This window comes from Roseburia sp. TF10-5, assembly GCF_003462365.1.
Lineage (GTDB): Bacteria > Bacillota > Clostridia > Lachnospirales > Lachnospiraceae > Roseburia > Roseburia faecis.
Genome location: NZ_QTYW01000013.1, coordinates 1 through 24,731, shown reverse-complemented (window position 1 = coordinate 24,731; position 24,731 = coordinate 1). Strand labels below are relative to the sequence as shown.

30 protein-coding genes are annotated in these 24,731 nt (G+C 41.8%); all 30 read right to left on the bottom strand.

The window, feature by feature from the left end; translation table 11 throughout:
- Window positions 1-38 precede the first annotated feature (38 nt).
- Entirely contained in the window at window positions 39-548 is a 510-nt protein-coding gene (locus tag DXD06_RS11710) for a MogA/MoaB family molybdenum cofactor biosynthesis protein (RefSeq protein WP_055067021.1), read from the bottom strand.
- 40 nt (window positions 549-588) lie between these two features.
- Complete coding sequence (gene moaC / locus DXD06_RS11705; protein WP_243001057.1) at window positions 589-1,023, bottom strand: cyclic pyranopterin monophosphate synthase MoaC; 435 nt, start codon at window positions 1,021-1,023, stop codon at window positions 589-591.
- 150 nt (window positions 1,024-1,173) lie between these two features.
- Window positions 1,174-2,112: a selenium-dependent molybdenum cofactor biosynthesis protein YqeB gene (yqeB, locus tag DXD06_RS11700; RefSeq protein ID WP_117832006.1), complete on the bottom strand. Its 939-nt coding sequence runs from the start codon at window positions 2,110-2,112 to the stop codon at window positions 1,174-1,176.
- Between the two features lie 36 nt (window positions 2,113-2,148).
- Window positions 2,149-2,733: a selenium cofactor biosynthesis protein YqeC gene (gene yqeC, locus DXD06_RS11695; RefSeq protein ID WP_117832004.1), complete on the bottom strand. Its 585-nt coding sequence runs from the start codon at window positions 2,731-2,733 to the stop codon at window positions 2,149-2,151.
- A gap of 76 nt (window positions 2,734-2,809) precedes the next feature.
- The gene (locus DXD06_RS11690; protein WP_117832002.1) at window positions 2,810-4,282 is read right to left on the bottom strand and encodes a uracil-xanthine permease family protein; all 1,473 of its coding nucleotides are present in this window, start codon (window positions 4,280-4,282) and stop codon (window positions 2,810-2,812) included.
- 572 nt (window positions 4,283-4,854) lie between these two features.
- Complete coding sequence (locus DXD06_RS11680; RefSeq protein ID WP_117831998.1) at window positions 4,855-5,667, bottom strand: TIGR02391 family protein; 813 nt, start codon at window positions 5,665-5,667, stop codon at window positions 4,855-4,857.
- A gap of 192 nt (window positions 5,668-5,859) precedes the next feature.
- The gene (locus DXD06_RS11675; RefSeq protein ID WP_117831996.1) at window positions 5,860-6,609 is read right to left on the bottom strand and encodes a phospholipase D-like domain-containing protein; all 750 of its coding nucleotides are present in this window, start codon (window positions 6,607-6,609) and stop codon (window positions 5,860-5,862) included.
- Window positions 6,610-6,754: 145 nt separating this feature from the next.
- Window positions 6,755-7,711 carry a PD-(D/E)XK nuclease family transposase gene (locus DXD06_RS11670; protein ID WP_117831992.1) on the bottom strand — a complete coding sequence of 319 codons (957 nt, stop codon included), beginning with the start codon at window positions 7,709-7,711 and terminating at the stop codon, window positions 6,755-6,757.
- Between the two features lie 171 nt (window positions 7,712-7,882).
- The gene (locus DXD06_RS11665; protein WP_117831990.1) at window positions 7,883-8,476 is read right to left on the bottom strand and encodes a hypothetical protein; all 594 of its coding nucleotides are present in this window, start codon (window positions 8,474-8,476) and stop codon (window positions 7,883-7,885) included.
- Window positions 8,477-8,697: 221 nt separating this feature from the next.
- Window positions 8,698-10,332, bottom strand: a complete 1,635-nt coding sequence (locus DXD06_RS11660) for a recombinase family protein (protein WP_117831988.1) — start codon at window positions 10,330-10,332, stop codon at window positions 8,698-8,700.
- Window positions 10,333-10,344: 12 nt separating this feature from the next.
- Complete coding sequence (locus DXD06_RS11655) at window positions 10,345-11,244, bottom strand: recombinase family protein (RefSeq protein WP_243001055.1); 900 nt, start codon at window positions 11,242-11,244, stop codon at window positions 10,345-10,347.
- Complete coding sequence (locus DXD06_RS11650; RefSeq protein WP_199535221.1) at window positions 11,216-12,832, bottom strand: recombinase family protein; 1,617 nt, start codon at window positions 12,830-12,832, stop codon at window positions 11,216-11,218. The genes DXD06_RS11655 and DXD06_RS11650 overlap by 29 nt, the downstream gene beginning before the upstream one ends.
- Before the next feature lie 90 nt (window positions 12,833-12,922).
- Window positions 12,923-13,081, bottom strand: a complete 159-nt coding sequence (locus DXD06_RS17275) for an SHOCT domain-containing protein (protein WP_182435217.1) — start codon at window positions 13,079-13,081, stop codon at window positions 12,923-12,925.
- Between the two features lie 81 nt (window positions 13,082-13,162).
- Entirely contained in the window at window positions 13,163-13,558 is a 396-nt protein-coding gene (locus DXD06_RS11645) for a hypothetical protein (protein ID WP_199535220.1), read from the bottom strand.
- A gap of 705 nt (window positions 13,559-14,263) precedes the next feature.
- A complete protein-coding gene (locus DXD06_RS11640) occupies window positions 14,264-14,689 on the bottom strand; it encodes an RNA polymerase sigma factor (protein ID WP_006859205.1) in 426 nt (141 codons plus the stop codon).
- A gap of 374 nt (window positions 14,690-15,063) precedes the next feature.
- Window positions 15,064-15,645, bottom strand: coding sequence for an accessory gene regulator B family protein (locus tag DXD06_RS11630; protein ID WP_117831979.1), 582 nt, complete (start codon window positions 15,643-15,645; stop codon window positions 15,064-15,066).
- 3 nt (window positions 15,646-15,648) lie between these two features.
- Window positions 15,649-15,810: a cyclic lactone autoinducer peptide gene (locus tag DXD06_RS11625; protein ID WP_006859203.1), complete on the bottom strand. Its 162-nt coding sequence runs from the start codon at window positions 15,808-15,810 to the stop codon at window positions 15,649-15,651.
- A 105-nt stretch (window positions 15,811-15,915) separates the two neighbouring features.
- Window positions 15,916-17,211 carry a sensor histidine kinase gene (locus DXD06_RS11620; protein ID WP_117831977.1) on the bottom strand — a complete coding sequence of 432 codons (1,296 nt, stop codon included), beginning with the start codon at window positions 17,209-17,211 and terminating at the stop codon, window positions 15,916-15,918.
- Window position 17,212: 1 nt separating this feature from the next.
- The gene (locus DXD06_RS11615) at window positions 17,213-17,917 is read right to left on the bottom strand and encodes a LytR/AlgR family response regulator transcription factor (protein WP_117831974.1); all 705 of its coding nucleotides are present in this window, start codon (window positions 17,915-17,917) and stop codon (window positions 17,213-17,215) included.
- A gap of 58 nt (window positions 17,918-17,975) precedes the next feature.
- Window positions 17,976-18,311 carry a helix-turn-helix domain-containing protein gene (locus tag DXD06_RS11610; RefSeq protein WP_117831972.1) on the bottom strand — a complete coding sequence of 112 codons (336 nt, stop codon included), beginning with the start codon at window positions 18,309-18,311 and terminating at the stop codon, window positions 17,976-17,978.
- A 203-nt stretch (window positions 18,312-18,514) separates the two neighbouring features.
- Window positions 18,515-18,943 (bottom strand): HTH domain-containing protein, encoded by a 429-nt coding sequence (locus DXD06_RS11605; RefSeq protein WP_117831970.1) that lies wholly within the window; start codon window positions 18,941-18,943, stop codon window positions 18,515-18,517.
- A gap of 25 nt (window positions 18,944-18,968) precedes the next feature.
- Window positions 18,969-19,685, bottom strand: a complete 717-nt coding sequence (locus DXD06_RS11600) for an AAA family ATPase (RefSeq protein WP_117465412.1) — start codon at window positions 19,683-19,685, stop codon at window positions 18,969-18,971.
- Between the two features lie 213 nt (window positions 19,686-19,898).
- Window positions 19,899-20,408, bottom strand: a complete 510-nt coding sequence (locus DXD06_RS17535; protein WP_243001053.1) for a hypothetical protein — start codon at window positions 20,406-20,408, stop codon at window positions 19,899-19,901.
- A gap of 108 nt (window positions 20,409-20,516) precedes the next feature.
- The gene (locus tag DXD06_RS17530; protein WP_243001051.1) at window positions 20,517-20,732 is read right to left on the bottom strand and encodes a hypothetical protein; all 216 of its coding nucleotides are present in this window, start codon (window positions 20,730-20,732) and stop codon (window positions 20,517-20,519) included.
- Window positions 20,733-20,857: 125 nt separating this feature from the next.
- Window positions 20,858-21,520 (bottom strand): hypothetical protein, encoded by a 663-nt coding sequence (locus DXD06_RS11590; RefSeq protein WP_117831968.1) that lies wholly within the window; start codon window positions 21,518-21,520, stop codon window positions 20,858-20,860.
- Window positions 21,521-21,645: 125 nt separating this feature from the next.
- Entirely contained in the window at window positions 21,646-22,395 is a 750-nt protein-coding gene (locus tag DXD06_RS11585; protein WP_117831966.1) for a hypothetical protein, read from the bottom strand.
- Window positions 22,396-22,435: 40 nt separating this feature from the next.
- Window positions 22,436-23,383: a hypothetical protein gene (locus DXD06_RS11580; RefSeq protein WP_117831964.1), complete on the bottom strand. Its 948-nt coding sequence runs from the start codon at window positions 23,381-23,383 to the stop codon at window positions 22,436-22,438.
- Window positions 23,384-23,410: 27 nt separating this feature from the next.
- Window positions 23,411-24,310 carry a hypothetical protein gene (locus DXD06_RS11575; RefSeq protein ID WP_055232117.1) on the bottom strand — a complete coding sequence of 300 codons (900 nt, stop codon included), beginning with the start codon at window positions 24,308-24,310 and terminating at the stop codon, window positions 23,411-23,413.
- A 99-nt stretch (window positions 24,311-24,409) separates the two neighbouring features.
- Window positions 24,410-24,544: a hypothetical protein gene (locus DXD06_RS17725; RefSeq protein WP_278308206.1), complete on the bottom strand. Its 135-nt coding sequence runs from the start codon at window positions 24,542-24,544 to the stop codon at window positions 24,410-24,412.
- Window positions 24,545-24,570: 26 nt separating this feature from the next.
- Window positions 24,571-24,720, bottom strand: coding sequence for an HTH domain-containing protein (locus DXD06_RS18010; RefSeq protein ID WP_334294443.1), 150 nt, complete (start codon window positions 24,718-24,720; stop codon window positions 24,571-24,573).
- Window positions 24,721-24,731 lie beyond the last annotated feature (11 nt).

Here is a 24,731-nt window from a genome sequence, read left to right as displayed (position 1 = left end):
TAATCCCACACTCCAATTATTATCTCTGTAAATATTAACTATTCCAAACCACACCTAGTACACCGACCGCACTCACTGTCATACTGCAGTAAAATATCAAGCCCATGCTCTATATTTCCCATCAGAAAATCCATGCTCTCCGACACTGCCTTCACACTGCCGGGCAGATTAACTATCAGTGTGTTTTTCCTGATGACGCAAACGCCTCTGCCAAGCATGGCGCGCGGTGTAAGACTCATGCTGTACGCTCTCAGTGCCTCAGCGATACCTGGTGCATTGCGCTGTGCAACATCCATTGTAGCTTCCGGCGTGATATCCCTAGGTGAAAAACCTGTGCCGCCGGTTGTAAGCACCAGATTGCATTTCATGTCATCACTCAACCTGACAAGCTCGTCTGCAATCTGTTTTCTCTCGTCCGGTATGATTTTATATGAAACCACCTCGTACTCATCTTTGGGAAGCATCTGTCTTATTTTCGGGCCGCTTTTATCCTCGCGCCGGCCCGCTGCGCCTTTATCACTTATCGTTATAATCCCTACAGTATACATTACATCACCCTGTTATCCTTGATTAAATGTGTATTTTTAACTATTCAGCTGTATAGTGTCCACTCTTTCCACCGGATTTTTCAAGCAGATGTATCTGCCCGATTTCCATTCCACGGTCTAGCGCCTTACACATATCATATATGGTAAGAAGCGCCACACTGACCCCTGTCATGGCCTCCATCTCTACACCGGTTTTGCCCACACAGGCTGTCGTGCAAATTGCCGTGATACTGCTGTTTTTTTCATCCAGCTCAAACTCAACATCACACTTTGTCATAGCAATAGGATGACAGAGCGGAATAAGCATGGAATTGTTCTTTGCTCCCATGATTCCTGCAATCCTTGCCACTCCCAGCACATCACCCTTTTTAGCCGTGCCCATAGATACAGCCCTGTATACAGCGTCATTTACCTTTATCGTGCCGCAGGCTTTCGCCACGCGGTATGTGTCATCCTTTGCGTGCACATCCACCATGTGGGCTTCCCCTGCCTCATTAAAATGTGTGAGCTTTTCTTTATTTTGTTCCTGATTATTGATATCTAATCCGTTTTGCTGCGTCAATTAATTAATCCTCATTGTAACTGTTCAGTTACCATAATTTATTATCTATTAGTAACTGCACATTTAATAAATCCTTATGCCGTGCTCAAATGCCGATACCGCCTCAAGCACACTGCCTGCTATACTCCTTGCCTTGTCAGAGATCGTAAAACAATTTGAAAGCTCCCCTTCGCGTGGATCGATATCCGCTATCTTGAAGCCTTCCTTGAAATAATAACCCTCACGGATAAGACCTCGTATGATGCCTGTAATTGTAGCATTTACCGGAACATATTCAGACAATTTATTGTCATAGCTTCCTTTATCCGGATATATCCGCGCTATCTCATCGCCCTTTTGCACAATATCTCCGATTTTTCTGACATCATAAATATATCCTGCTGCCGGGGCATGTATCACACGCTCACTTGTGAAGCCTGCGATATTTCCCGGAACCCCTGTGTTGGGCTGTGCCATGCCATCGGTAATGATGCGCGCCAGATTGTGCCCACGCATGGACTCAATCACCAGATGCACGTCCTTGCCTGCCGTAAAGCCCGGACCTACTCCTATCACAAGCGGTGCCATATTTATTGTGGTGCCCAGATTTTTCTTTGCTATTATGGCATCTACCACAACATCCGGTCTAAAAAGTGCAATTGATTCACCGGTTGGGTCTATGAGAAGCGGAACCTCTCCGGCCTCAAGCACAGCTTCGATAGCTGAGCTCTTCCACTTTTGCGATGCAATATGAGCTTGCGGTGTGTCATTTATCCCGGAAATTGTCTCTGCATCATTCAAGGCAGGAAGCAGTCTGGCTGTCAGACCCTCTACAGTTGCGCTCCCATCATACACTGCCTCGCAAAAGGACACCTGACGCCGTATGGCTGCCGGATAGTCTGTCTCAAGCGCTATCACCCGATGTCCTGCACGGTGCAGTCTGTGGATGATGCCTGTCGCAAGATCGCCTGCACCACGGCATATGATTAACAAATTTTTCTCTTTTATTTGATTATTGCTCATATAATTAGTTACCCTGTTAACTTATTATTTCCATGTTTATCTGTAATATGTCGAAATCCGTCCTTCAAACCCGCTGTCGCGAAGCTTTTTGACATAGACCTGACGCAGCGTGTCTATAACCGAGTCATCAACCACTACATCCTCTGCCATTCCTAGCTCGTTTTGCATAAGCTCATATCTGAACACAACGTCTTTACACAGCTTGCCCTTTTCCCACGTGCCAAGCACTATGATAACATCTGTGGTGAGCGGATATATGACAGGCTCATCCGCTGCCGGATATTTGAGAGAATGGTGCTTTGCTCCATCTGCTTCGATTATAACATAATCTAACGCCTGTGGCATGTCTTTAATCAGTTTATCAAGCAAATCATACGGCAGTCCGCACATTTTTGGCTTTGACTGTTCTGATATTTTCTGCCCCGCCATGCAATATCCATCTTTTATTATTTTATCCCTTAACGCAAAAAAATCGCAGGATAGGTCAGTGTCAGCTTCGACATACATGTGCGTTGTTGTTGTGACAAGCACACCTTTTCCTCTCCTGTGATATTCCCTTGCAAGCTTATGGACGAGTGTGGTCTTTCCACCTGCGCCCACTATTGAAATCACTTTTTCCATATATTTCCATACTTTCCCACAAATAATAAAGCCGCCGGTGTACTTAATGCACCGGACGACTTTAAAATCCTAAGCGTTAATCATCCACACGCTTCACATCATCTTTTTCTTCCATATCCCACATATATGGTGCGTTCTTAGATTTCTTCGGCAAAATAATATTGAGAAGAATAGCGCAAAGTGAGCAAGGCACGATACCTGAACCGCCAAATATAAGCTGTATATAGTATGGCAGGTGTGATGTAGCACCTGTTGTAGCGCCAAGTCCGTAGCCTAAACCGATTGCAACTGAGATAATTGTAATCTCACGGCTGCCGATTGGCTCCTTTGTGATGAGCTCAATTCCGGAAATCAGGATAGAGGCAAACATCATAACCGCAGCTCCGCCGAGCACCGACTGAGGCATGATTGACATGAGAGCTCCAATTTTTGGGCAGAAGCCGCAAATGATGAGGAATATAGCTCCCATTGAAATAGCAAATCTATTGACAACCTTTGTCATTGAAACAAGACCTACATTCTGTGAGAATGAGGTATTTGGCAGTACTCCGAAAAGCGCTGCAAATGATGAACCAAGACCGTCACAGATAACACCGCCGGAAAGCTCTGAATCTGTAGCCTCTCTGTCCATTCCACCCTCCACACAGGCTGAGATATCGCCAACTGTCTCGATTGCAGTAACGATAAACATGATGCCGATTGGGATGATTGCATTGGCATGGAAGGAAATTCCCACATCTGAAAGCTTTCCAAAGCCTATAAAGCTTGGAACTGCTATCCATGCTGCATTTTTAACCTCGTCAAAGTTTACTACCCATGAATATGTGTATTTGACACCGTCAGCAGTCACACCTGTATGTGACATGGTAAGTGTCATAATGATTGCTACAACATATCCTGCCAGAATACCAAAAAGGATGGCAGATGATGAAAAAATACTGCGCGACGGTGCAAAATGCTTAAGAAGCACGATTACCATAAGTACAACCATTCCAAGAAAAAGGTTTGGCAGTGAGCCGTAATCATTTTTGCCTGTGCCACCGCAGAAGTAGTTGATTCCCACTCCAAGGAGTGAAAGTCCTATTGCTATAACAACTGAGCCTGTAACGATTGCAGGGAAAAACTTGCGTAAAGGCTTTAAGAAGGCTCCGAGTATGCCTTCGAAAATACCTCCTACAATGCAGGCTCCCATAATAGCTCCATATGCTATAACTCCGCCGCCACACGCTGCAACTGTATTATTTAATACTCCAAGAAAGCCCGAAGAGGTTCCCATAACGATAGGTACCTTTCCGCCGACCGGTCCGATGGAAAACATCTGTACTAATGTGACAATACCTGCGATAATCATGGCATTCTGTAAGAGAGCTGTTCTAAGCTCCGCAAAGCCTGCGTCCGCTGTGAGTCCACATGCTCCCATAACTATGATAAGAGGTGTAAGGTTTCCGATGAACATAGCCATAACATGCTGCAGTCCAAGCGGAATAGCCTGAGACAGAGGTATTCTGCCCTCAAACTGGTAAGGTGAAGAGTTTGTTGTCTTTTTCATTGGTTCCTCCAAATATTTATACTCTTATTTAATAAAAATCACAAAATTATTTTACGAGCATAAGGCTATGCGGTCAATTTAGTATTACTTATAATATAATATCCATCTACTTATAAATACATGCTATTGAAATCCAGACATATCCATATCTTCGAGAGACATCTCAACCTTTACTTTCTGCGAGTCGATTATACCCTTAGAAAGTAAAACAACAGTTTCTACATGTGTCGATAGGGTAATTGAGATGCACTTTCCAGAGTTTTCACTGTACTCTGGGAGTGAAAAGTGTTGCACTCCTCTCTGATGAGGCTGCAAAAAATTGACATGATGCACTCTCTCCTGCCCCCGCATAGAAAAAGATTGCATTGTATTTTAGATGTAAGCCAGATTAGCTTACGATTGACTCTGCTCTTTCTCTATGATCCAATACTTCCAAAATTTCTTTCATATATTGTATCACAGATCATTTTGTTTTGGAAATCACTTTCCTCTCAAATGGGCAGAAGAAAACCTCCAAATCTGTTGTGGACTTGGAGGCTTGATTCCGACCATTTACTCTTTTTCAAAGAAATCTATGCTATATGTTGCGGAACAACAAAACTCTCATCTAACTGTTTATGTAAAAAAGAAATTGTAGTTAATATATCAATTGCATCCTGCTCATTTACAATCCATTTTATTTTCAACTCATGTGCTGTTACATTCCTTACCATATGCGTAACCCCATTTAACATTTCTTTTAGACCGTTTTGAGCATTTTTTTCCGAAGGTGTCTGTAATGAATTTATTGCTAATCGAGGATTATTAACTGCAAAAGCATTATTAAATAAATTTGAACCATCCTCCTGCATTCCTGTTTTTTCTCTTACCTTCTCAGACAAACTCTTAGCCGCCTCAAAAACTGCATGAAAATAATTTTCTTGTAAATATTCCTCTTTGCAACACTTTATTACATCCTGATGAATATGTCTTTTTTGTAATTCACTCACCAGATTTCTGGTTCTTCTTTCAACTTCTGAAATTGTAGTTGCTGCCTGAACCTTTAACAATTTTCCTTCGTTTGTCATCTGAAGTCCAATTAACATTAACGGTTTGTTAATTTCTAATAAAATCTCATCATAATTACCATTCTGGCCACTGATAAACCTTACCGGTTTCAGACTCTTTTTTATAAAATTAAGAAATGAATTCGATGCTCCATCCTGTTCTTGTCTTGCTAAAAATGTATAATAAATTCTCTTCCATTTTGTACTTTCATTACTGACATCCTGAACTCCACATTCCTGAAAAATTTCATTCATCTGACTTCCCGTCATGGTATCTGCAATTATACGCGCCAAAACCTCAACTTCTGAATTAGTAAGTTTTCTAATTCTCTCTGCCATAGCTTAATCCTCCTCACCCTAGTATATTATCTACATCGTTTAACTTTCACTTCAATTTTTTATATATTGTATCACAGATGATTATGTTTTGGAATTTCCCTTCCTCGCAAATGGACAGAAGAAAACCTCCAAATCTGTTGCAAACTTGGAGGCTTGATCCCAGCCATTTATACAATTAAAGCTTTTAGCAAACTACTCATTATGATTATTGTACAGTCTCATAAATTCATCCGCAAATTTCTTTACAAAATCTCTATCCAAAGCAGTTGCCAATGTTTCATCATTATACTGTGCTGCTTTGCTCCAATTATATGAACCATGCATTACAAATTCAAAATCTATAATGCAAAATTTATCATGCAGCCGATTGGACAAATATGCTCCTTTAAGTGGCACTTTTACCACCTCAAAATTACTTTCCAATTCACTCATCAACGTCATATTAGATTTTTCATTTGATGTAATAATTCTAATACTTATGCCCTGCTTTTTCTTTGCAAGTAATTCCTGAAAGATATCTCGGTCAGAAAACCACGCAACCGCTACCCAGATTGTATACTTTGCATTCCGAATGCCTTGAATAATTACATCTTTGATTCCATCAAATGCTACATCATGTTCATTTTGTCCATCATCTTCCAACTCTACCAATTTAGGTTTAATCTCAACTCCATACAAATCATAGTCATCATCTGGAATATAAATATCATTGGCTAAGTCAAAAAAAACATCTTTATATTCCTTTGCTTTTTTCAGCATTGGAATTGGCACTCTTAAATCCATATATTCCTGCCTCTGATTCGATACATGGGTATATGCACCGGTTTTTCTAAATGTAACTATAGAATATCTTAAAATCCCCAACAAATCATCTTTGTTCTGAATATCTTCATCATATTTTATAGTTTCTATCATTGTCTTTAAGAATTGTTTTTCATTCATTTACACATTCACTCTCCATCTGTATTTCCACATATACCCATTTTTTCATCAGATAATTTAACTGTATCTATTATTTCCCAAATCTTCATATAACAGGAGCCTCCAAGTTATTTAAACTCAAAGGCTCTCTTTTTCTTACATAACTTTATGCAAGCGCAGGTTCCTTCCCTGCAATAATCGCTTTCACTTCTTCTACGTTTTTATCTGTAGCCATAGCAATCTGCTCTACAGTAAAACCATTGTTATGCATATTAAGAATAATTTTTTCTTCTTTTCTTGCCTCTCCAATCGCAATACCATCTTCTTTTATTCCCTGACTCAAGTTACACATAACGCTCACATCCTTCCTGAAGTTCTCCTCAATAGGAATATCGTATTCATTTCCAATTATGTTTAGTTTTTCATCTATTGTAAGTTCCTTGGATAACAATGCTCCCAGCAGACGGTGCAGTTCATACGTCTCATCATGTTCCGGCAGATTCTTTGCCAGTCCAAGCATGATGATATTCAGCAGGTCAAGATTTCCCTTCCATTCATAGGAACCGATCAAATCTTCCTTAGTGAGATGCACATGGCTCATGCTGCTCTCTTCCATGTTCATACATACCCAGATCGAATATACACGCTTAATGTCATTGTAGCTGGAGTTCTCAAAATCACGTTCTTTTTGTGATGAGATCAGTCTGCTTACATAAAAGATTGCCCTGTTTAAGATTTCGTATCCCTTCGGCTCGTCTTTCTGTGCTTCCACATTGATGATGATCTGTGACAATCCATCTTTCATGCGCACATAGAAAACGATATCAAATCTTACCAGACCTTCATTAATTTCTTCATTTTCTGTGTTGAAACCGACCAGCCTCTCACCATTTTTTTCGCTGGCTGCATTTGTGAGTCCAGGCTCTACCGGTACCGTACTGATATGTGGTGTTCCCTCGATGCAGTTGACCACATCCTTGGGATTCATGCCCTTAAACTCATCAACTGTTTTTACCAGTATATGTGCCAGTATGCTCTTCTGCCCTAACAGACGCTTTGCACTCGTATCATACTGTGCATCCTTGTCTGTTGCTTTCACTGCATTTTTTAATTCTGTATTCACTGGCCTTCCTCCTTTTGGTAACAGATATAGTCATCCCCAAAAAGGCATCTGACCACACCTATATTATAACTTACCCATTTCTTTTATACAATCAATTTTTACATTTGAAAAAGGAACATAAGAAAAACTCCAAACCTGTCATAGACTCGGAGTCTTGATTCCATCCATTTTTTACATTGTCTGCACCGGTGCATGTTGTTCCTGCTCCTCATGCTCCAAAACATCCTGCTCTGGCACATGCTCTATACTTTTTGCTTGCTCCTGCACTTTTACCATATACCGGATTTTAATGCTGCTGTAATCAACCCCTGCCGGTTCCAGCACTTTTTTCTCTAACATGTTTAACATCGCCTCGGTGTCAAATTTTCCCTCAAAATAAAGTTCCTCATCCACCTTTATCGGTACATCCATTTCTTCCGGTGAACTGCCAAGGATCGTCCTCCAGCGTCCGGCTACTTTTCCACACATTTCCATAAATCTTTCATGGATATCCGGCTGTTCATTACAGGTCTGCAAAATCCTTTGTGCCACCTTTCTCCATGTAGGTGTCTCTATCCATTCTCCCGGTGCGAACTGGACTGCCAGCGGTCTTTTCCCTTTCAGTTCTGCCGGGGACACTGTGATAAGGCTGCTTTCCCGGATCGTATCTTTCACACTTGTATGCACCTCGCCACTCCGGTACATCTGGAGCAGTGCATCACATTTGGTGTTTACAAGCTGTAACATTTCCTCCCTCAGTTCTTCTATCAGTTGCTCATAATTCATACGCTTTTCTCCTCCTCTCCTGTCACACAATCTTGTGTTTCTTTCTATAATCGTTCTTCCGTTTATTTCCCTATTGCACACTTTTCTGTTCCTATTGTTCTGCATTTGTTTCCTATTTTTATGCCAACAATAAAACGCCCGGATCATCGGGCATTTTATTCTTACCATAAACTGGCAGGAACAACGTTTCCTATTTGCTTGCTGCCATTCCTGCCGCAGTCTTACTCATATCGAATCTCCTGTTCCATGACAATGCCTGACTGGAACTGTATCAGCAGCTTCTCGCTGGATTCCACTTTGATGGTCGAGATCAGCCGTCTGACAAGGTCATTGTCGAACTCCTGTATCTGGCAGGTGCTTGTGCTTAAGTAATGGTCGATATCTTGGATTCTCTGTTCATAGCTGTCAGCCATCCATTTCTCGTTTCTGGCTGTTTTCTGTGCCTCTTTTAAGGCATTGATTTCTTCTGCTATGATTCGGTAGCGTTCATCAAACTCCGGTGTGTAGGAACCGGTCTTTGCATTCTCTGCAATCAGTGCCACCATCTCTTCCTGTTTTTCTTTTATCTTTTCCTCGTATTCCCCGGACTCTTTTGCGGTGCCATAGCTCCCGATGACATGGATGATGTTCTGCCGGAAGTGTTCCATAAATTCCATATCATCACTTGTGATCCTGTGGATGGCTTCCATCACCGCCCTGTTTAATGCGTTCTCTTCGAGTGTCTCGGATTCCCCGCATTTCTTCACTCCGTTGGTCAGCCGATTGCTGCATCTCCAGACCACTTTCTTTTTCCCGTTTCTCGCCCAGGTGACTCTCCTGTACTCCTGTCCGCATTTTCCGCAGATCAGCATGCCGGTCAGTGCATAGGTGGAGGAATACCTGCTTTTCTGGTTCTTCTTCCGGGTGACAGCCGCCTTGCATAAGGATGCCCTCCGCATCATCTCTTCCTGTACCCTGTAGAACAGCTCTTTCGGAATGATTGCCTCATGGTCATCTTCCACATAATACTGCGGTACGATTCCAGTGTTCTTGACTTTCTTTTTTGTCATGAAATCCACCGTATAGGTTTTCTGCAGTAATGCATCTCCCATGTATTTTTCATTGCGGAGCATTTTGTCTATTACCGTGGAATGCCATTTGTCCTGCCCTGTGGCGGTCTTGATTCCCTGCTCTTCCAGATGCTTTGCGATCTTCCCGGTACTGTAGCCTTCCAGATAAAGGCGGAAGATCAGCTTTACGATCTCTGCCTCTTCGGGTACGATGACCAGGTCACCATCCTCGTTTTTGGTGTATCCCATGAACTTTGTGCAGTTTACGATGACCTTGCCTTTTTCAAATTTCCTCACGACTCCCCAGCGGATGTTCTCACTGATGTTGCGGCTCTCCTCCTGTGCCAGGCTGCTTAAGATGGTGATAAGGATTTCGCCGGTTCCCTCCAGTGTATTGATTCCCTCTTTCTCGAACACCACCGCCACATTCTTTTCCTTGAGTTTTCGGATGGTCACCAGCGAGTCTACCGTGTTCCTCGCAAACCTGCTGACCGACTTTGTAAGGATCATGTCGATCTTTCCTGCAAGGGCATCCTGTATCATGGCATTAAAGTCTGCCCTCTTTTTGGTGTTTGTTCCGCTCTTTCCGTCATCCGCATAGATGCCGGCATTTTTCCAGTTTTCATTTTCGGATATCTTGCTGGTATAATACTCCACCTGTGCCTCATAGCTGCTGTCCTGCTCTTCCAGTTCCGTACTGACACGGCAGTAGGCAGCGACCTTCATTTTCTTCTCTGACAGTTTCACATTCCGGTCATACTGCACCTTGGCAGGTATCATGCTGATCTTTTTTGCTGTTTCTGCCATCTGCTCTCCCTCCTAATCCTTATATCCGACTGTGACACGGCTCCCATTGATAAACTCCACTTCTGCCATGTTTCCGCTATGCACCCAGATGCGTGCGATTATTTTTCTATATAAATTTTCATCAAACGTTTCCAGTTCCTTTTTTCCTGCAAGGATGTTTTTGACCTCCTCTGTCCGGAACTCCCCATCCCTGACCTCCAGTGTCCGGTAGCGTTCCTCTGCCCTTTCATAGAGCAATTTCATCAGGTCTGTTTCTGTGCGTTCCTGTTCTTCTTTCATCCGCTGCAGGTTCCGCTCCAGAACCCGGTACTGAGGGCTGACCTTTTCCTCCTGCCTGTGTACCCGGAGCAGGCCTTTGTTTCGTATCACTGCATTGATGGCTTCCACACACACCTGCTTTGCCTGCCCGTCTGTAATAAAACTGTTCCTGCAGTTTTTTGCTCTGCCAGTCACATAGTTCCTGCACTTCCACTTGGCAGTGCCGCCACGCTCTTTTTTGTGGTTCGGCTGGATATGGCTGCATACTGCCCCACATTCTGCACACCAGATGACACCTCCGAAGAGGATTCTCTCATCCCTGCCGGGCCGGTGGTCTGCCCTTCCAAGCTCTGCCCTCACCTTTTCCCGTCTGCGTTGGACTCTCTCAAACAGTTCTTCTCCTATGAGCTGCGGATAGTATTCTGTGCCAAGGTAGCTTGGGTTTTCCAGTATCCTGCCGATGGATGCATGGGTCCAGGACACTTTCCCTTTTGCATTGCATATGTTTCTCCCTTTCAGGTTCTGGGCAATCCTGCCTGCCGCCACCCCGCTGTCATAGTCTGTAAATATCTGTTCCACAATCTTTCTCTGCTCTTCGCAGATGGTGATTTTTCCATCCACAACTTTATAGCCGATTGGCATGTGCCACTGCATCCTGTCCGCCTCCCCTCTCCGTCAGTTTCAGTCCGTTGTGCAGGCAGAAGGTGATGTCGTGTTCTTTGGAGACCACGATCTTCTCCGCTGTCATTTTAAACAGTTGCTCGTCAAACTCCTCCCTTAATCCGTCCTGTTCTGCGATCAGTTGGATAAGCTGTTCGGTCCGCACGATTTCTTTTGTCCTCCGCAGCTTTCTGGTCAAAAGTGTCTTTTTTCTCCTGCATTCCGTCAGTTGCCAGCCAAGTTTATTACTGCTCTCCATAAAAAGAGCAGAGTCCATATATCCTTTCCTCATGACTTGGTTTAGGATTTGGCTCTGCCCGCTTATATCTTTGATTTCCCTATCCAGTTGTCTGATTTCCTCACTGTCCTGCCTTGCTGCCACAAGTTCTGTCAGCTCTTTTAACAGCGGCTCTAATATCATTCCCTGATTGGTGTACAGCTTGTTCCACATGTCTGTAAAAGCCCGGTGCAGCACATCCTCCCGGATGGCTTTCATGCAGCAGCTCTCTTTATCCTCCACATGTCCGCTGCACGTCCAGATGATCTTCTCATAAGGTTTCCCAATGTAGATTTTCTGCCGCCGGAAGGTTCTTCCGCACTCCCCGCAGATGATTCTGCCGGAAAACAGGTATCTTTTGGTGTAGTCACTCTTGTTCATGTGCAGTACATCCACCCGGTAATCCATTAGGTTCCGCACCGCTTCTGCCTCCTCATGAGTGACGATTGGCGGATGGCTGTCTTTGATGAGATACTGGTTTCTCTGTCCGTTGTTTACCCTGCGGACAAATGGGAACCTTGTTTCTGTATATGTCCTCTGCTGAAGCATATCTCCCTCATAAATGGGATTTTTCAGAATGTCCTGTATCACCCCGTCCTGCCACTTTTCTGCACCCCGGATTGTTGGAATGCCTTTCTGGTTCAGTGCCTTTGCTATCACATACACTCCCATGCCGTTTAAGTAAGACTCATAAATCCACCTTACGGTTTCTGCCTCGGATTCTATGATGACTAAATTTCCATCCTCGTCTTTTCCATAGCCATACGCTGGCGTCGATATGATATAGGTTCCATCCTGAAAGCGTTTCTGTATCGCCCATCGGTTGTTGCTTGAGATGTTTTCTGATTCCCCCTGCGCCACCGATGCCAGGATGGTAATGAACAGCTCGCTTTTTTCTGACAGCGTGTTGATATTCTCTTTTTCAAAGTAGATTCCAACGCCAATCTCCTTCAGCTTTCGGATGGTCTGGATGCATTCCACCGTATTTCTTGCAAATCTTGTGATGGATTTCGTAAGGATCAGGTCGATGTTCCCATCCTCACAGTCTGAAATCATCATCTGGAACTCATCCCTGTGCTTTACGTTTGTTCCGCTGATTCCTTCATCCGCATACACCCCTGCAAACTCCCACAGGGGGTTGCTCTCGATTTTTTCCGTATAGTACTCGACCTGTGCAGTATAGGAAGTTGCCTGTGCCTGACTGCCGGTACTGACTCTGGCATATCCGCACACTTTCAGCCTGCGTTCTTCCTGTGTATGTTTCTGCGCTTTTGCTGCCTTTATGACAGTCACTTTTTTTACCATACTTTTTTCTCCTTTCCCAGTATTTTCAATGGTTTTCACTCCCTGTCAGCAACATACACTACCACATAGTTTTATATATATCCAGTGTTATTACAGATATACTTTTGCCAGTTCGGGGGAAAAGGTCTTGACATTCAAAACCCGGATTTTTTCCCATTCTTCCTCGGTTAACAGCTTATCTTCATGCATCCTTTTTAAGAGAAATTCAGCAATCTTATACCGCACCTCATTCGCTCCGCTTTCCATCATCTCTCCCCTTTTTCCTCCCACAATTTAAGTAAGTTAAATTCATTCTCCCAAGCCAAACACTTTTGCCCAGAAGAAACACCTTTACATCATCCCGATTTCAGCCATGGTTGCAGCCTCATCTTCTTCCCGGAAATACTGTTCCGATACATCCCTGCTGACTGAAAGCACCTCTCCCGCGTCCTTTTCTCCCATCTGGATCGGGATTAAGAACGGATGGATTTCCTTACAGAATTCCTGATTGGGACAGCTATTGATAAAATAGCCGCAGGTATCTAATATCAGCCTGTCACACATATCTGTGATGACGATCTTTTCGGCTTCAAACATGTGGCTGCCGATATAATTTGCGATATTTTCTGCCGTGGTCGAGATATAGTCCTCTTTCCGCTCCCCTCCATCACTCAGATAAAGATAGGCATATCCTGCCCTCTCCGTTTCAAAAATCCTTAACATCATTTCGGTATCTTCTTTCTTCATCTCCTGTTTTCCTCCATTCCCCATTTTTCTGCTTTTCTTAACTCCACAAGAATACGGCGGAAGTTCCCCTCCGCCGCATGGTTTCTGTAATTAAGTCTTACTGCCATAATCCTTCATTTCATAAATAAAAAGTGTCTGTCCCTATTCGTCACTACTCCCCGGAACCAAAACGCCGCCAAAACAGAGAAGAAAAAATCCCAAAGCCGGCATTTCATGGGCAGTCAGTCCAGACTGTCTTTGGTCCCTGCCACTCGGACAGGCAGACATCACAGGTATTTCACCTCCACCACTGCGTGCTGGCTAATCTCAAGGTGTATCATTATAGGCCATTCCCCTCTTCGCGCCTGTCCACCACAGACAGGCTGTACCCCGGCTTTCCCGCTCGGCTCCTTAGATGCGATCTTTTTCACAGCATGGCTGGCAGAAAGAACATCTGCCCGATTGCTGCAGGAGTGTCACTGCGCCCCGGTTACGGCTCATGAAACGGCTAACGTATCTGAACTGCTGGATATAGCTGGCAGGATATGGCGTGATTCCATCCTGCGCTCGGAGCCCTGCATTCCTCTCCGGCATTTTTCAATGTGCGTTTTGTCTGCCTGTGTCGTATCCACACACGAGACATGAGAGGATTCCCGGAAGAGACCATCTGTCCAGAAAAAGTTCCTCTCATAAGGTACTCACAGAAAAACACGTTTTGAGGGGGTATTAATCAAAATATTTTTTTATTTTCTTTACCGCACCGTTTATGCTCTCCCGGATGTTCTTCTCTCCGACCCCTTCTTTCGCTGCAATCTGCCGGTATGTCATGCCCTCAAAAAAATAAAAATGCAGCCGCTCTCTCTGCACTGGGGTGAGTGACTGCATTGCTTTCTGCAGGGTTTCTATTTCCATCTGCCGGATGACCGTATCCTCTACCGATTCCCCGGTCAGCTCCACCAGATCTTCCGTTTCTCCTTCTGTATATCCGTCCTTGGTCGTATGTCTGATATCCCGCATTTCCTGTGCGTGGGCTTCTTTGCGGAACGTATCGACAAGTGCCTCGTAGACTTCTCTGGTCACATAGGTGTATTCCAGCTCACCAACTGCATCTTTATAAAAATCCTTTACTCTGATCCTGATCCATTCTGACATTCAAATGTCCTCCATTTCGTAATTTTTTTGAAATGAATGACATCTGGCGGACCTCTGGGTTCTGCTTTACTGGAAAAAGACAATAAAAAAAGGTGCTGTTCCCATGCAAAATAAAGCATGCAAAACTGCACCCAGATGTTATCCTTATGAACTTTTCCCTTTCTGCCGCTCCCTGCAATCCGGTGCGGCATGAATTCCCCAAAACATGCCACGCCTTTCTTCTCCTAAGCCTTTTTGCGGTACTATACTTGGAAAGAAAGTTCGCTTCAATATAAGTGTAATAAGTCTTACGGTACCTGTAATAAGTTACCGTTTCGTCTTGTCATCCCTCCTGTTTTCCAGAAAAAAAGTCCCTTCCGCATGTTCGGAAAGGACTATCCATTTTCGGTATGTGACTGTATCCATAACTGTGCTTTTCCTACGAGCATGAACAGTGCCGTGATGCAGATTCCCGTATAAACAGCGTAAGCATACGGTATCTGGCCTGCATGCCACAAAATGCCAAGCACAGCCAGTTCCAAAGCTGCGATCAGCCTTGCTTTTCTGCCAAAATGCTTTTGTTCCTCTTTATCCAGCTTCCGGTTCTTGCTGTGCATGGGACTGAGTAAAAAAATGATCCCTGCGGACACCAGCAATACTGCCAGCAGCCATGCCAGCGATGTCTTGTAAAACACAGCCTGTGTATAAACCGGAACCAGCAGCACCAGATTAGAACCAAGATAACAGAAAATCCTGCTGTCTGAGTGATATCCACCGGTATAACTGCGAAGAACCATAAAAGACAGGGTAAACACTGCCACAACCGCCAGTTGCTCTGTAAGCAGGCCGATGACCAGTGCTGTCACAACGTTTAGAAGCAGGATCATACCATTGCATATTCCAAACTGGTATAATTCCTGCTCCTCCTCTTTTATGATTCCCCGCTCAACCATACGATGGCTGAGCCATTTCGTCATGATTTAAAACCTTCTGAGTTTTTTGGAATCTTCCGGCATCTTGTCCTGTCCCAGATACCACATGCAGGAACGGTTCGTTGCCATGGTTGTCACCATAAGTGCCAGTGCTGCCATCACACTCATGGATTTGCTGCTCAGTCGGTACATCCAGTTTCTTTTCTTCATTTTTAGTAAAACCCTCCTTTTTTTGATGTTTTCACTCTAACAGTTTCCATGTAAAAATCAATCTATCTGTAACAAGTTGCAGGTTTGCTGTAATAAGTTGCAGTCTCACTCCAGTTTTGCAACTCCGTTGAGCAGAAGGACTGCCTCAAAATGTTCCCCCTGATCTTTTAACAGAAGCTCCCCGCCATATTTTTCTGCCACTTTCCGCACCGAACGGATTCCCCTGCCGTGTTTTATTTTATCTTTTTTGCTTGTCTGTTGACAGGAACTTGTCCCGGACGGCTTGCTGTTCTTAATGGATAAAAGCAGTCTGCCCTCCTGAAACTTTGATTCTACATGAACATACCGTTTTTCCTGTTCCACCGCCATCGCCGCCTCTATCGCATTATCCAGAAGATTCCCATACAGAACACCCATGTCCCCGATATCCACAGATACTCTCTGGGGGAGCAGAGTTGTAACCTGCATCGGTATCTCTTTCTCTTTTGCCTTTATGCTTTTTACTTTTAATATGGCATTCACCACAGGATTTGCAGAATAGATGATTTCCTCTGCCAGCTGGATATCTCCCAATACTTCCTGCAGTCTGTCCCTGATCAGTTCCGCACTTCCCTGTTCTGCCGCTGCGAGCAGTCCCGTCAGCCGGTTCTTCATATCATGCCGGATGTCCTGTATCTGTTCCTGATACCGTTCCATGTCCTGATAATATTCGTTCCGGTATAAGATTTCCCTCTGGATCATTTCCTCTTCGTGCTGTTTTTCTTCCACTGTCGTATACTTTTCAATCATCAGAAAAATTACATAATTAGTGATGATAATGACAAAGATAATGCACATGCACAGCACGACCATCTGTGCCGAGATTAATTCTTTTGCAACCTCTATCAGTAAAAAGCAACTGATCAGGCTGCATAAAGGTATCATTGTCAACATATATTGCGTTTCTTTTGGCATTGCTGATAGTCGAATGCTTTTTCCAGATTTCAGTCTGCAAAACACCTCCACAATTGTTGCTTTCAAAAGTGCCATAAAAAACACGATAAAATAATATGAAACCGTGGTATCGTCCAACACCTTTTCCATGAATGCCTTATTAAACAAATATCCTAACGGTTCTGCAACTCCCATAATCCCCATATACAGCAGAACCGCAATCAGCCTGCTTACAATCCCTGCCTCATACTGGCAGACATATACACAGAGAATCGCCACCATCGTCACAAAATTCAGCCAGCTTATCCCCATCTGGTTCACCGCACTTCCAATCAGCTCGCACACTATCAGCAGAAGAACAGAAAACTCCATGGAAGTTTTTCTGTTTCCAATGAACTCCTCTAAATACCTGCGGTAAATGCAGAGGTCAAAAAGATTTATGACAAGCCTCACCCCATATAATGCCATGTCACATTCCTCCCTGCACAAATGCGATGTGCTTTTCCGTCAGCTCCTTCCGGTACCCTCTTGTCACTCCCAACTCTGTGCCGTCTGTAAGCATGACCATGCCGCTGGATACGGAATGAACATGTTTCAAATTAACGATAAAAGAGCCATGAACGGCGGCAAACATGCGCTCGTCCAGTTTCTCCCATATTTCATTCAGGTTCATGTTGGACTGATATTTCATTTTCTTTGTGTGGATTATCGCCTGACGCCCCCGCTTTTCCAGATACAGGATTTCGTCAAACTTCAGACTGTACCGCACCCTGCGGTAACAAAATGAGAAACTCTGATTGGTCAGATTCAGATAGGTTCCTGCCTTCTCAAACAGCACACGGAGCCTTTCTTCTGAGATTGGTTTTGGAATAAAATCAAATGTGACAACTTCAAATACACTTGGCATGTATTTGGTATAGCTGGTAAGAAACACCAGTAATGCCTTGGAATCTGTCTCACGGATCTGTTTTGCCACCGCCAGTCCGTCCATTCCAGGCATCTCAATATCAAGAATGTACATATCCGGCTTTTGCTCCGCATCTGCACATTCCCTCAATAATTCTTCCGGTCTGGTATAAAACACATACTCCACCGCATAGTCGATCATACGCAGTGTATAGCGTCTGATCCTTTCAATGTCCTGCTGATTATCATCGCAGATTACTACCCTCATATATCGTCTCCTTCTCAAAATATATTGATCAAATATACATCCCGGAGACTGTGCTGCTTTAACGGCCTGTCATCAGCTTTCTCATATACGCAAGCATACTGTCTATAAATACATCCCGTTCCTCCCTGCTGCAGTTTGCAAGGAACAGTTCAATATCAACCTTATGATTTGTATCCCCCGTAACCAGATAAGTCGGCTCAATCCTGTACTTTTCATACAAGATCAGCATTTTCTCCGGCTGTAAGCCATAGACACCACTTTCGATTTTGCGATAATGCTCTACCCCTACATCCAGCGTCTCTGCAAAAACTTCCTGCGTATATCCACTGTTTTCTCTGGCGGTTTGCAACCTTTTTCCGATCTGTATATTGATTTCCTTCTTCTCTGCTTTCATGGAATTCACCTCGCTTTTATGGTAATGATACCAACGAGGAATACCCGAAAACAGATTGCAATACAACACTTCAAAAGTCGTATTGCGACATATACCCATAAACGAAAAGTGAGCAGCAGACACCAATCCGCTACTCGCCTTCTATCTTTCTTTATTCTAATTACATTTCCTGTTATTCCACCAGTTTCCCAAGCACCACATGATTATATTGGTAACTCACAATCCTTTAGCCAAAATCGCAGTTCCATAACAGTCACAGCAATTTTATATTTTACTTCGATTTCAACTTTTTCTGGCGGATTGGCTAAAAGCCTGTCAATATCCTGTTCCTCAACATCAGCCATTTTTGCTATCGTTAGCTTGGATATGCCATGATAGGAAACAAGCACTTCCAAAAAACCGCTTAATTGCTTATCCTTATCTTCAATCGCTCCAAAATACAGAAATCCTACTTTACTAAGTATTTTAAGACGCAATGCAGGATCATCTGGCAGACATTCCACATTTCCCTTTGCTACTCCATCTACTGTTTCTTCAGTTATTTCTAAATATTTTGAAAGAGTATTTTTATTAAAACGATACTCCTCATTTAAAGAAGTCAACATTTCTGAAATATTTTTTGTTTTTATCATATTTGTGCCCTAACACATTGTTTCTTTACTCTATCAACAATTTATCCAGCAACATCTGCCTATTGTTTATAAACATTTCTGTCACTTGATAACTCTCTGTTTCTTCATATTCACATAAATGTATGCTTCCATTATCAAAACAATAGATATCTGCATCTGGTATGCCTAACAGAATAGGCGAATGTGTAACTATAAAAAATTGTGCTCCCTCTTTTGCACATCTATATATTTGTATTAACAATGTAAGCTGTCTCTGAGGTGATAATGCAGCTTCCGGTTCATCAAAAAGATACAGACCATTTGGCTGCAAATTGTTCTGCGCTAACGCGAGAAAACTCTCTCCATGTGACCTTTCATGATATTTAGCAGAAGGATGCGCAAAATCTGCATATTCTTCTTCCTGCGTTGCAACATTATAAAAACTTTCGGCTCTAAGAAAATATCCCCATTTTTCCTTCCGATAGCCTTTTGAAATTCTTATCGCATCACATAATTCTGAATGTGTATCATGCGTAGAAAAAACATAATTCTTTGTTCCACCCTCAGGATTAAAACCATGTGCTACGGCAAGTGCCTCCAATAAAGTGGATTTACCACTGCCATTTTCTCCGACAAAAAAAGTAACCGGTTTGTTGAAATCAAGTTTTTTAACACCCCCAAAAGCCTCAATTCTCTTTAAATAACTATCGTTATCAATTCTATCCCAATCGAATGTTACTCCTTGTATAAATTGATTATTCATTTCATTACCTTTGCTTTATTTTTTTATCTGAATTGTACCGTCTGCCATGAAAAACTGTACGTTTAACTCAGACATAATATCTTTGTGCTGCGTCTGTTTATATGCTAAAATTTCCCGGATATCACTTGCGTAATCCTGATAGATCAGATTCCCGCCCGGATTATTTAACAGGTCATCCAGTGTTTTTGGCAGACCATTCCTTATAATTTTTACCTATGCCATTCGATACCAATTTCCATCCTTTAAAAGCTGTGCCATTCTTTCTTCATATCTTTTCACTGCTTTCTGCTGAATGGCACTAGGCACCACATAATCGTTACCAACTTCTCTTATTTTTCCATTTACCAATTCACAATGTGTCCCATTTATCACAAATTCTCTACTTGTATCTACTCCCTGAGAAGAAAGAAATTCTAAAATATAATCTGTGTATGTATCCGTCATACTTGAAAAATACTGCTGATCTGCAAAATGGATCAAGGAACTTAAGCCCCCGACCATCATATTACATCTTTCATCATCCGCCAGGCTTCCCTTTCCATAGCCCTCACCCCAGACACAATCTTCCTGTACCGTCACACTATATCCATTTCCCAGATCAAACCTGCTTCCAATTCCAATCGTGATACTATTCGTCTGTGGATCATATGGTATTGATCCCCTAGTTTTAAATGGTTGTTGTACTGTTCCAAAAGTTCTAATCTCATATGGTAGATATGACATACCCGTAATTGCAGTAAACGCTTTCTGCCCATTCACATAAAAAGATGTATGGGTTGCACTGTCTATATCCGCTGTAATCTCAACTTCCTCATCATTTTCAAAAGGATTCTATCCTGTCATTCCGGTTCCATATACATAGAGCATTCTTTGAAATTGATACCTTGTATGTGCATCAAAATGATTCAGTGACTCTGTATCTTCTCCCTTTACATCTCCATTGCAAAAATCAACAAACTCATTTTTACTGCCATCCTTTGTAGATAGCTTACCTGTCTTTGTGTTATAAACAAAATTATAAGAACTTCCTACGCCTGTTATACCCATTGCATTTTTTCGTTGCTATTCCTCTGTCATTCGGAATTTGCAATCACTTTCCTTATATGGTCCAAGTGATTTATAAATATATAAGTACACCTATTGAAACATCACATCAAAATCACCTCCATTTATTAGGCTTTCGCTTCAAAAACTGGTCTTTTTTCCAGATAATCCGGTAGTTCTTTTAATTCAGAATTCATACCATTCTTTACGGCTTTATATTCCTTCCAGTAAATGGAATAGAATTCATCTTTTTTTGTAAGTTCTGCCGGAGTCATTTCGTATCCCCAGCCGGCACCGGTATTTAACAATACATTCACGCCCTGACTCTGAATTTGAACACCATAACCACCTGATGTTAAAATAGTGAATTTTAATGTTCCGCCTCCTGCCAATACAATCTGCTTGTCTGCAAGATTCTGATTTTTTCCCTCTGCCTGTTCCAAAAAATCCAGTAAGGTTAATTCTCCAATCCCTTTACATTTTGGATTGGTATTTTGATTTTTCATTGCACTTTTTGCCTGTTGGTATAACTGCTTTCTATCCGGTGCAACCTCTGACAAATATTCTGCCCTTAACTGCAATACCTGCCTTGAAATAGCGTCTTGTTCTGTCTTATCAGTAGCATTGGCAGCCTTTTGTGCCAGTTTCCTAATCTCACTTACAAATTCAGTCTGCGTTTTTGTACTTTTTCCTTTCGATGGAATATAAGACCAGTTTGGTTCTCCATTACTACCAGAAGTAATTAGCTGTTCCCTTCCAACTGTTCCTATATTTGAAAAAGAGATTCCCATAAATCCACCTCACGGTTCATAAATAAATCTATCTATAACTTTATATCTACTGACTTTCTGCCACTCTACTCTCTGGTGATGCCATCCTATGCACCAATTTGATATTTTCCTTTTACCGAACCCTCTTATGCCTTAATATCAAAATTTGATCTATCAGGTGCAGAAATACTCACAGATTCTGCTACAAGGCTCTGTGTCATACTTTTTACATCATTACCAGTTACGGATAAGGTATAATCACCCGTTTCTTTTCCTTCTGCCGATTTTTCTGCACGTTTCTTTGCAGCTTTTTCTTCCTCTGCTTTTTTAGCAGCTCTTTTCTCTTTTACTTTTCCCTCTTTTTCTCTGTTCTCTTTTGCCTTTCGTTCAGCATTCTCTTTCGCTATTTTCCCATCTGGATCATTTGTACAAGATGCTGTCTCTATAATATTTCCGTTTGCATCAATCATATAACTCTGATTTGTCACAGTGCCCAAACATCCATTAATCGTATCTTTTGTACAATCCGGAATGGCTGCTAAGTTTTCCTCCAAATACTTTGCTTTTTCCGGATCATTCATGCACTTTTGTAAAAATGCACTTGAAACAGATACCGTTGTCGGAATACCCTGCATTGAAGTCAGCCCTATATTCATATAATGGTATTTTCCTTGCAAGTATTTTGAATAATCATTTACATTGCTATACCCCGTCTTAATCTGCTCTGTTTTTGTCACACCGGGACGTGATGTTTTTAATTCAACTGTACTTGTTGTCACGTTGCCGTCTTTTGTATTTGTACTATCCTTTTCACTATCTGTTTTTTTAACAGTATTCTTGTAATTTGAAGCATAATACGATGTGCAACTGCTGTTATTGATACCTGTAATTGCCATAATCCTACCTCCCTGTTATTGAAACTTAAAATAATTTCTATTATATTGAACGACTTGGATATTTAATTTCCGTTGATGTAAATTCATCTTCTGCCGAAACATTGATATGCCCACTGCTGTCAATAGCATACTCTTTACCATAAACGGAAAACGTATCTCCTTCTTTAAATCCGATTTCTATCCAGTTTATATCATTTAACTGTTTTATCTTTGCGTCAACATTTATGGTCTTTCCTGATTCCTGCAATAAATAAGTGTGTTTTCCTGCTCCCGCTTCTATAGAAAAGAATCCCGGAGAAATCCCGACTTTCTCACAGACGGACAATACCTCCTCATTGCTGTAAAGATACCCCCACACACTCTTTCCCTGTGCCAGATCAGACAGGATATTGCCTGCCTTACACATTTCCCACTTATAATTTGTCCCTTTTTGATTTGTATTCTCTGCAAGCAACGATTCCGAGGCTGCCCAGCCTATCCTTCCATTGTTGACCGTCCATGTATATTTACCGCCACTTGATGTTGTCCATGAATAATAACTTTTATTACTTAATACCAAAGAATTATTTGCAGCACAAATGCCTGACATGGTGCTTGTATTCATTTTCGGTACTGCATAATTAGGTACTACCTGTCTGCTCCCATTAAGGTCAAAGGAAATAACCCCATACTCCTTAAAATCAGAATTATATCCACAGGAAACATTCTCCCCAAAATTGATTGCATCCAAAATAGCACTTGAATTATTATAATTTGCAAAATAATAAGCCAATTCACTGTTAGAAATATTCGCATTTTTATCTATCAGTGCAGCTATGGATTGCTTTGAAAAGCCTCGTGCAGCATCAGAAATACTTAAACTGTCCTGTTTTTTATTATTTCCTGCTCCAAGCAACATCTGTATTGCTTTTTGGTGTATTCCTGCCTCTGCCTGCTTTGAATATGTCAATAGCTGGTTTACTGTGTTTACATCAGTCACTGTCTTCATAATTATTCTCCAAACCCTTTTTCAACATTAAACGCCAAACATATGCTGCAATTTGTCCAGCATATTATTTACTCTTCCTTCAACAGCTTCTGGCTGATTCCTTAATTCATACCTGCTTCCATAGTAATCATTTAAACGGTCTTTCATCTCATTACAAAATAATTTTTGATCTGTTTTACCATTTAAAAACTGATTGCAGATACCACTTATCTCTTTCTTCTCATTTGTATAAAAAGCTGTCTCATCTGAGATTATTTCTGACTTGTACTTATAAGATTCTGTTTTGCTTCCAATTCCAACAACCATGTAATCTGGTGTCATTTTCTCCATGATAGAATTACGTGCCGAATCATTAAAATGAACATATTCGTCAATCATGTCTGAAAAACCTGCTTGTAATTGCTCTGGAACATACATTTCATTTACTTTTCTTAGCCCCGCTTCACTTGCACTTAACAAAAATACAGATTCATAGGAAGTTCCTCTATATCCCTCCTGAGCATTCAAAAAATCTACATCTGCTGTCATTGCATTAATCTTCTCTTTTAAATCTTTCATTTCATCTTCTGTCAAATATTCAGAAGCATTTTCGTCCAGCCATTTTTCAAAAACCTCTGACTGATTTTCCGAACAGCCTTCAAACGCACTTTGTTCTCCAGAAATGGAAGTTGCTTTCAAATCTAATTTGAATAAATTTTCACATTTATATTCTGCTGGTATCTCTCTTATTTCTCCATTAATAGATGAAAAATGCATTGTATGAAAATCCGATACCTTATTACGAGCAGTCTCAACTAACTTTCTTGCTGAATCACTGATTTTCACATCATCCTCCGAAATAATATTCTGAGGAACAGTTGTTTTCTTCTCAACCTTATTTTTTATCATCTCTGGATTATTAATATACCTATTTCCTTGAACTTTCATTGTGTCCTCCATAATTTTAATTATTCAAATATATTTTCATAAGTGTATGTATTGGTATATTGCATTTTATCGAAATCTCTGATTTTCTCTAAAAAATATTTATTTTGAGACTTGATCTTTTATCTGGATTCTAATCTTTAGAGATTGCTTTTGAGCTTCTCCAAATATAAAAACACTTGTGGGACCATCTTCACCATTTATTATGGAAACTTGATTGATACTTTTATTTTTCATAAGTGCCCTCTACTCACAAATCCCGATTATATCGGTGATTCACAATCTTTTAGCCAAAATCGCAGTTCCATAACCGTCACAGCAATTTTATACTTTACTTCGATTTCAATCTTTTCTGGTGGATTGGCTAAAAGCCTGTCAATATCATTTTCCTCAACACCAGCCATTTTTGCTATCGTTAGCTTGG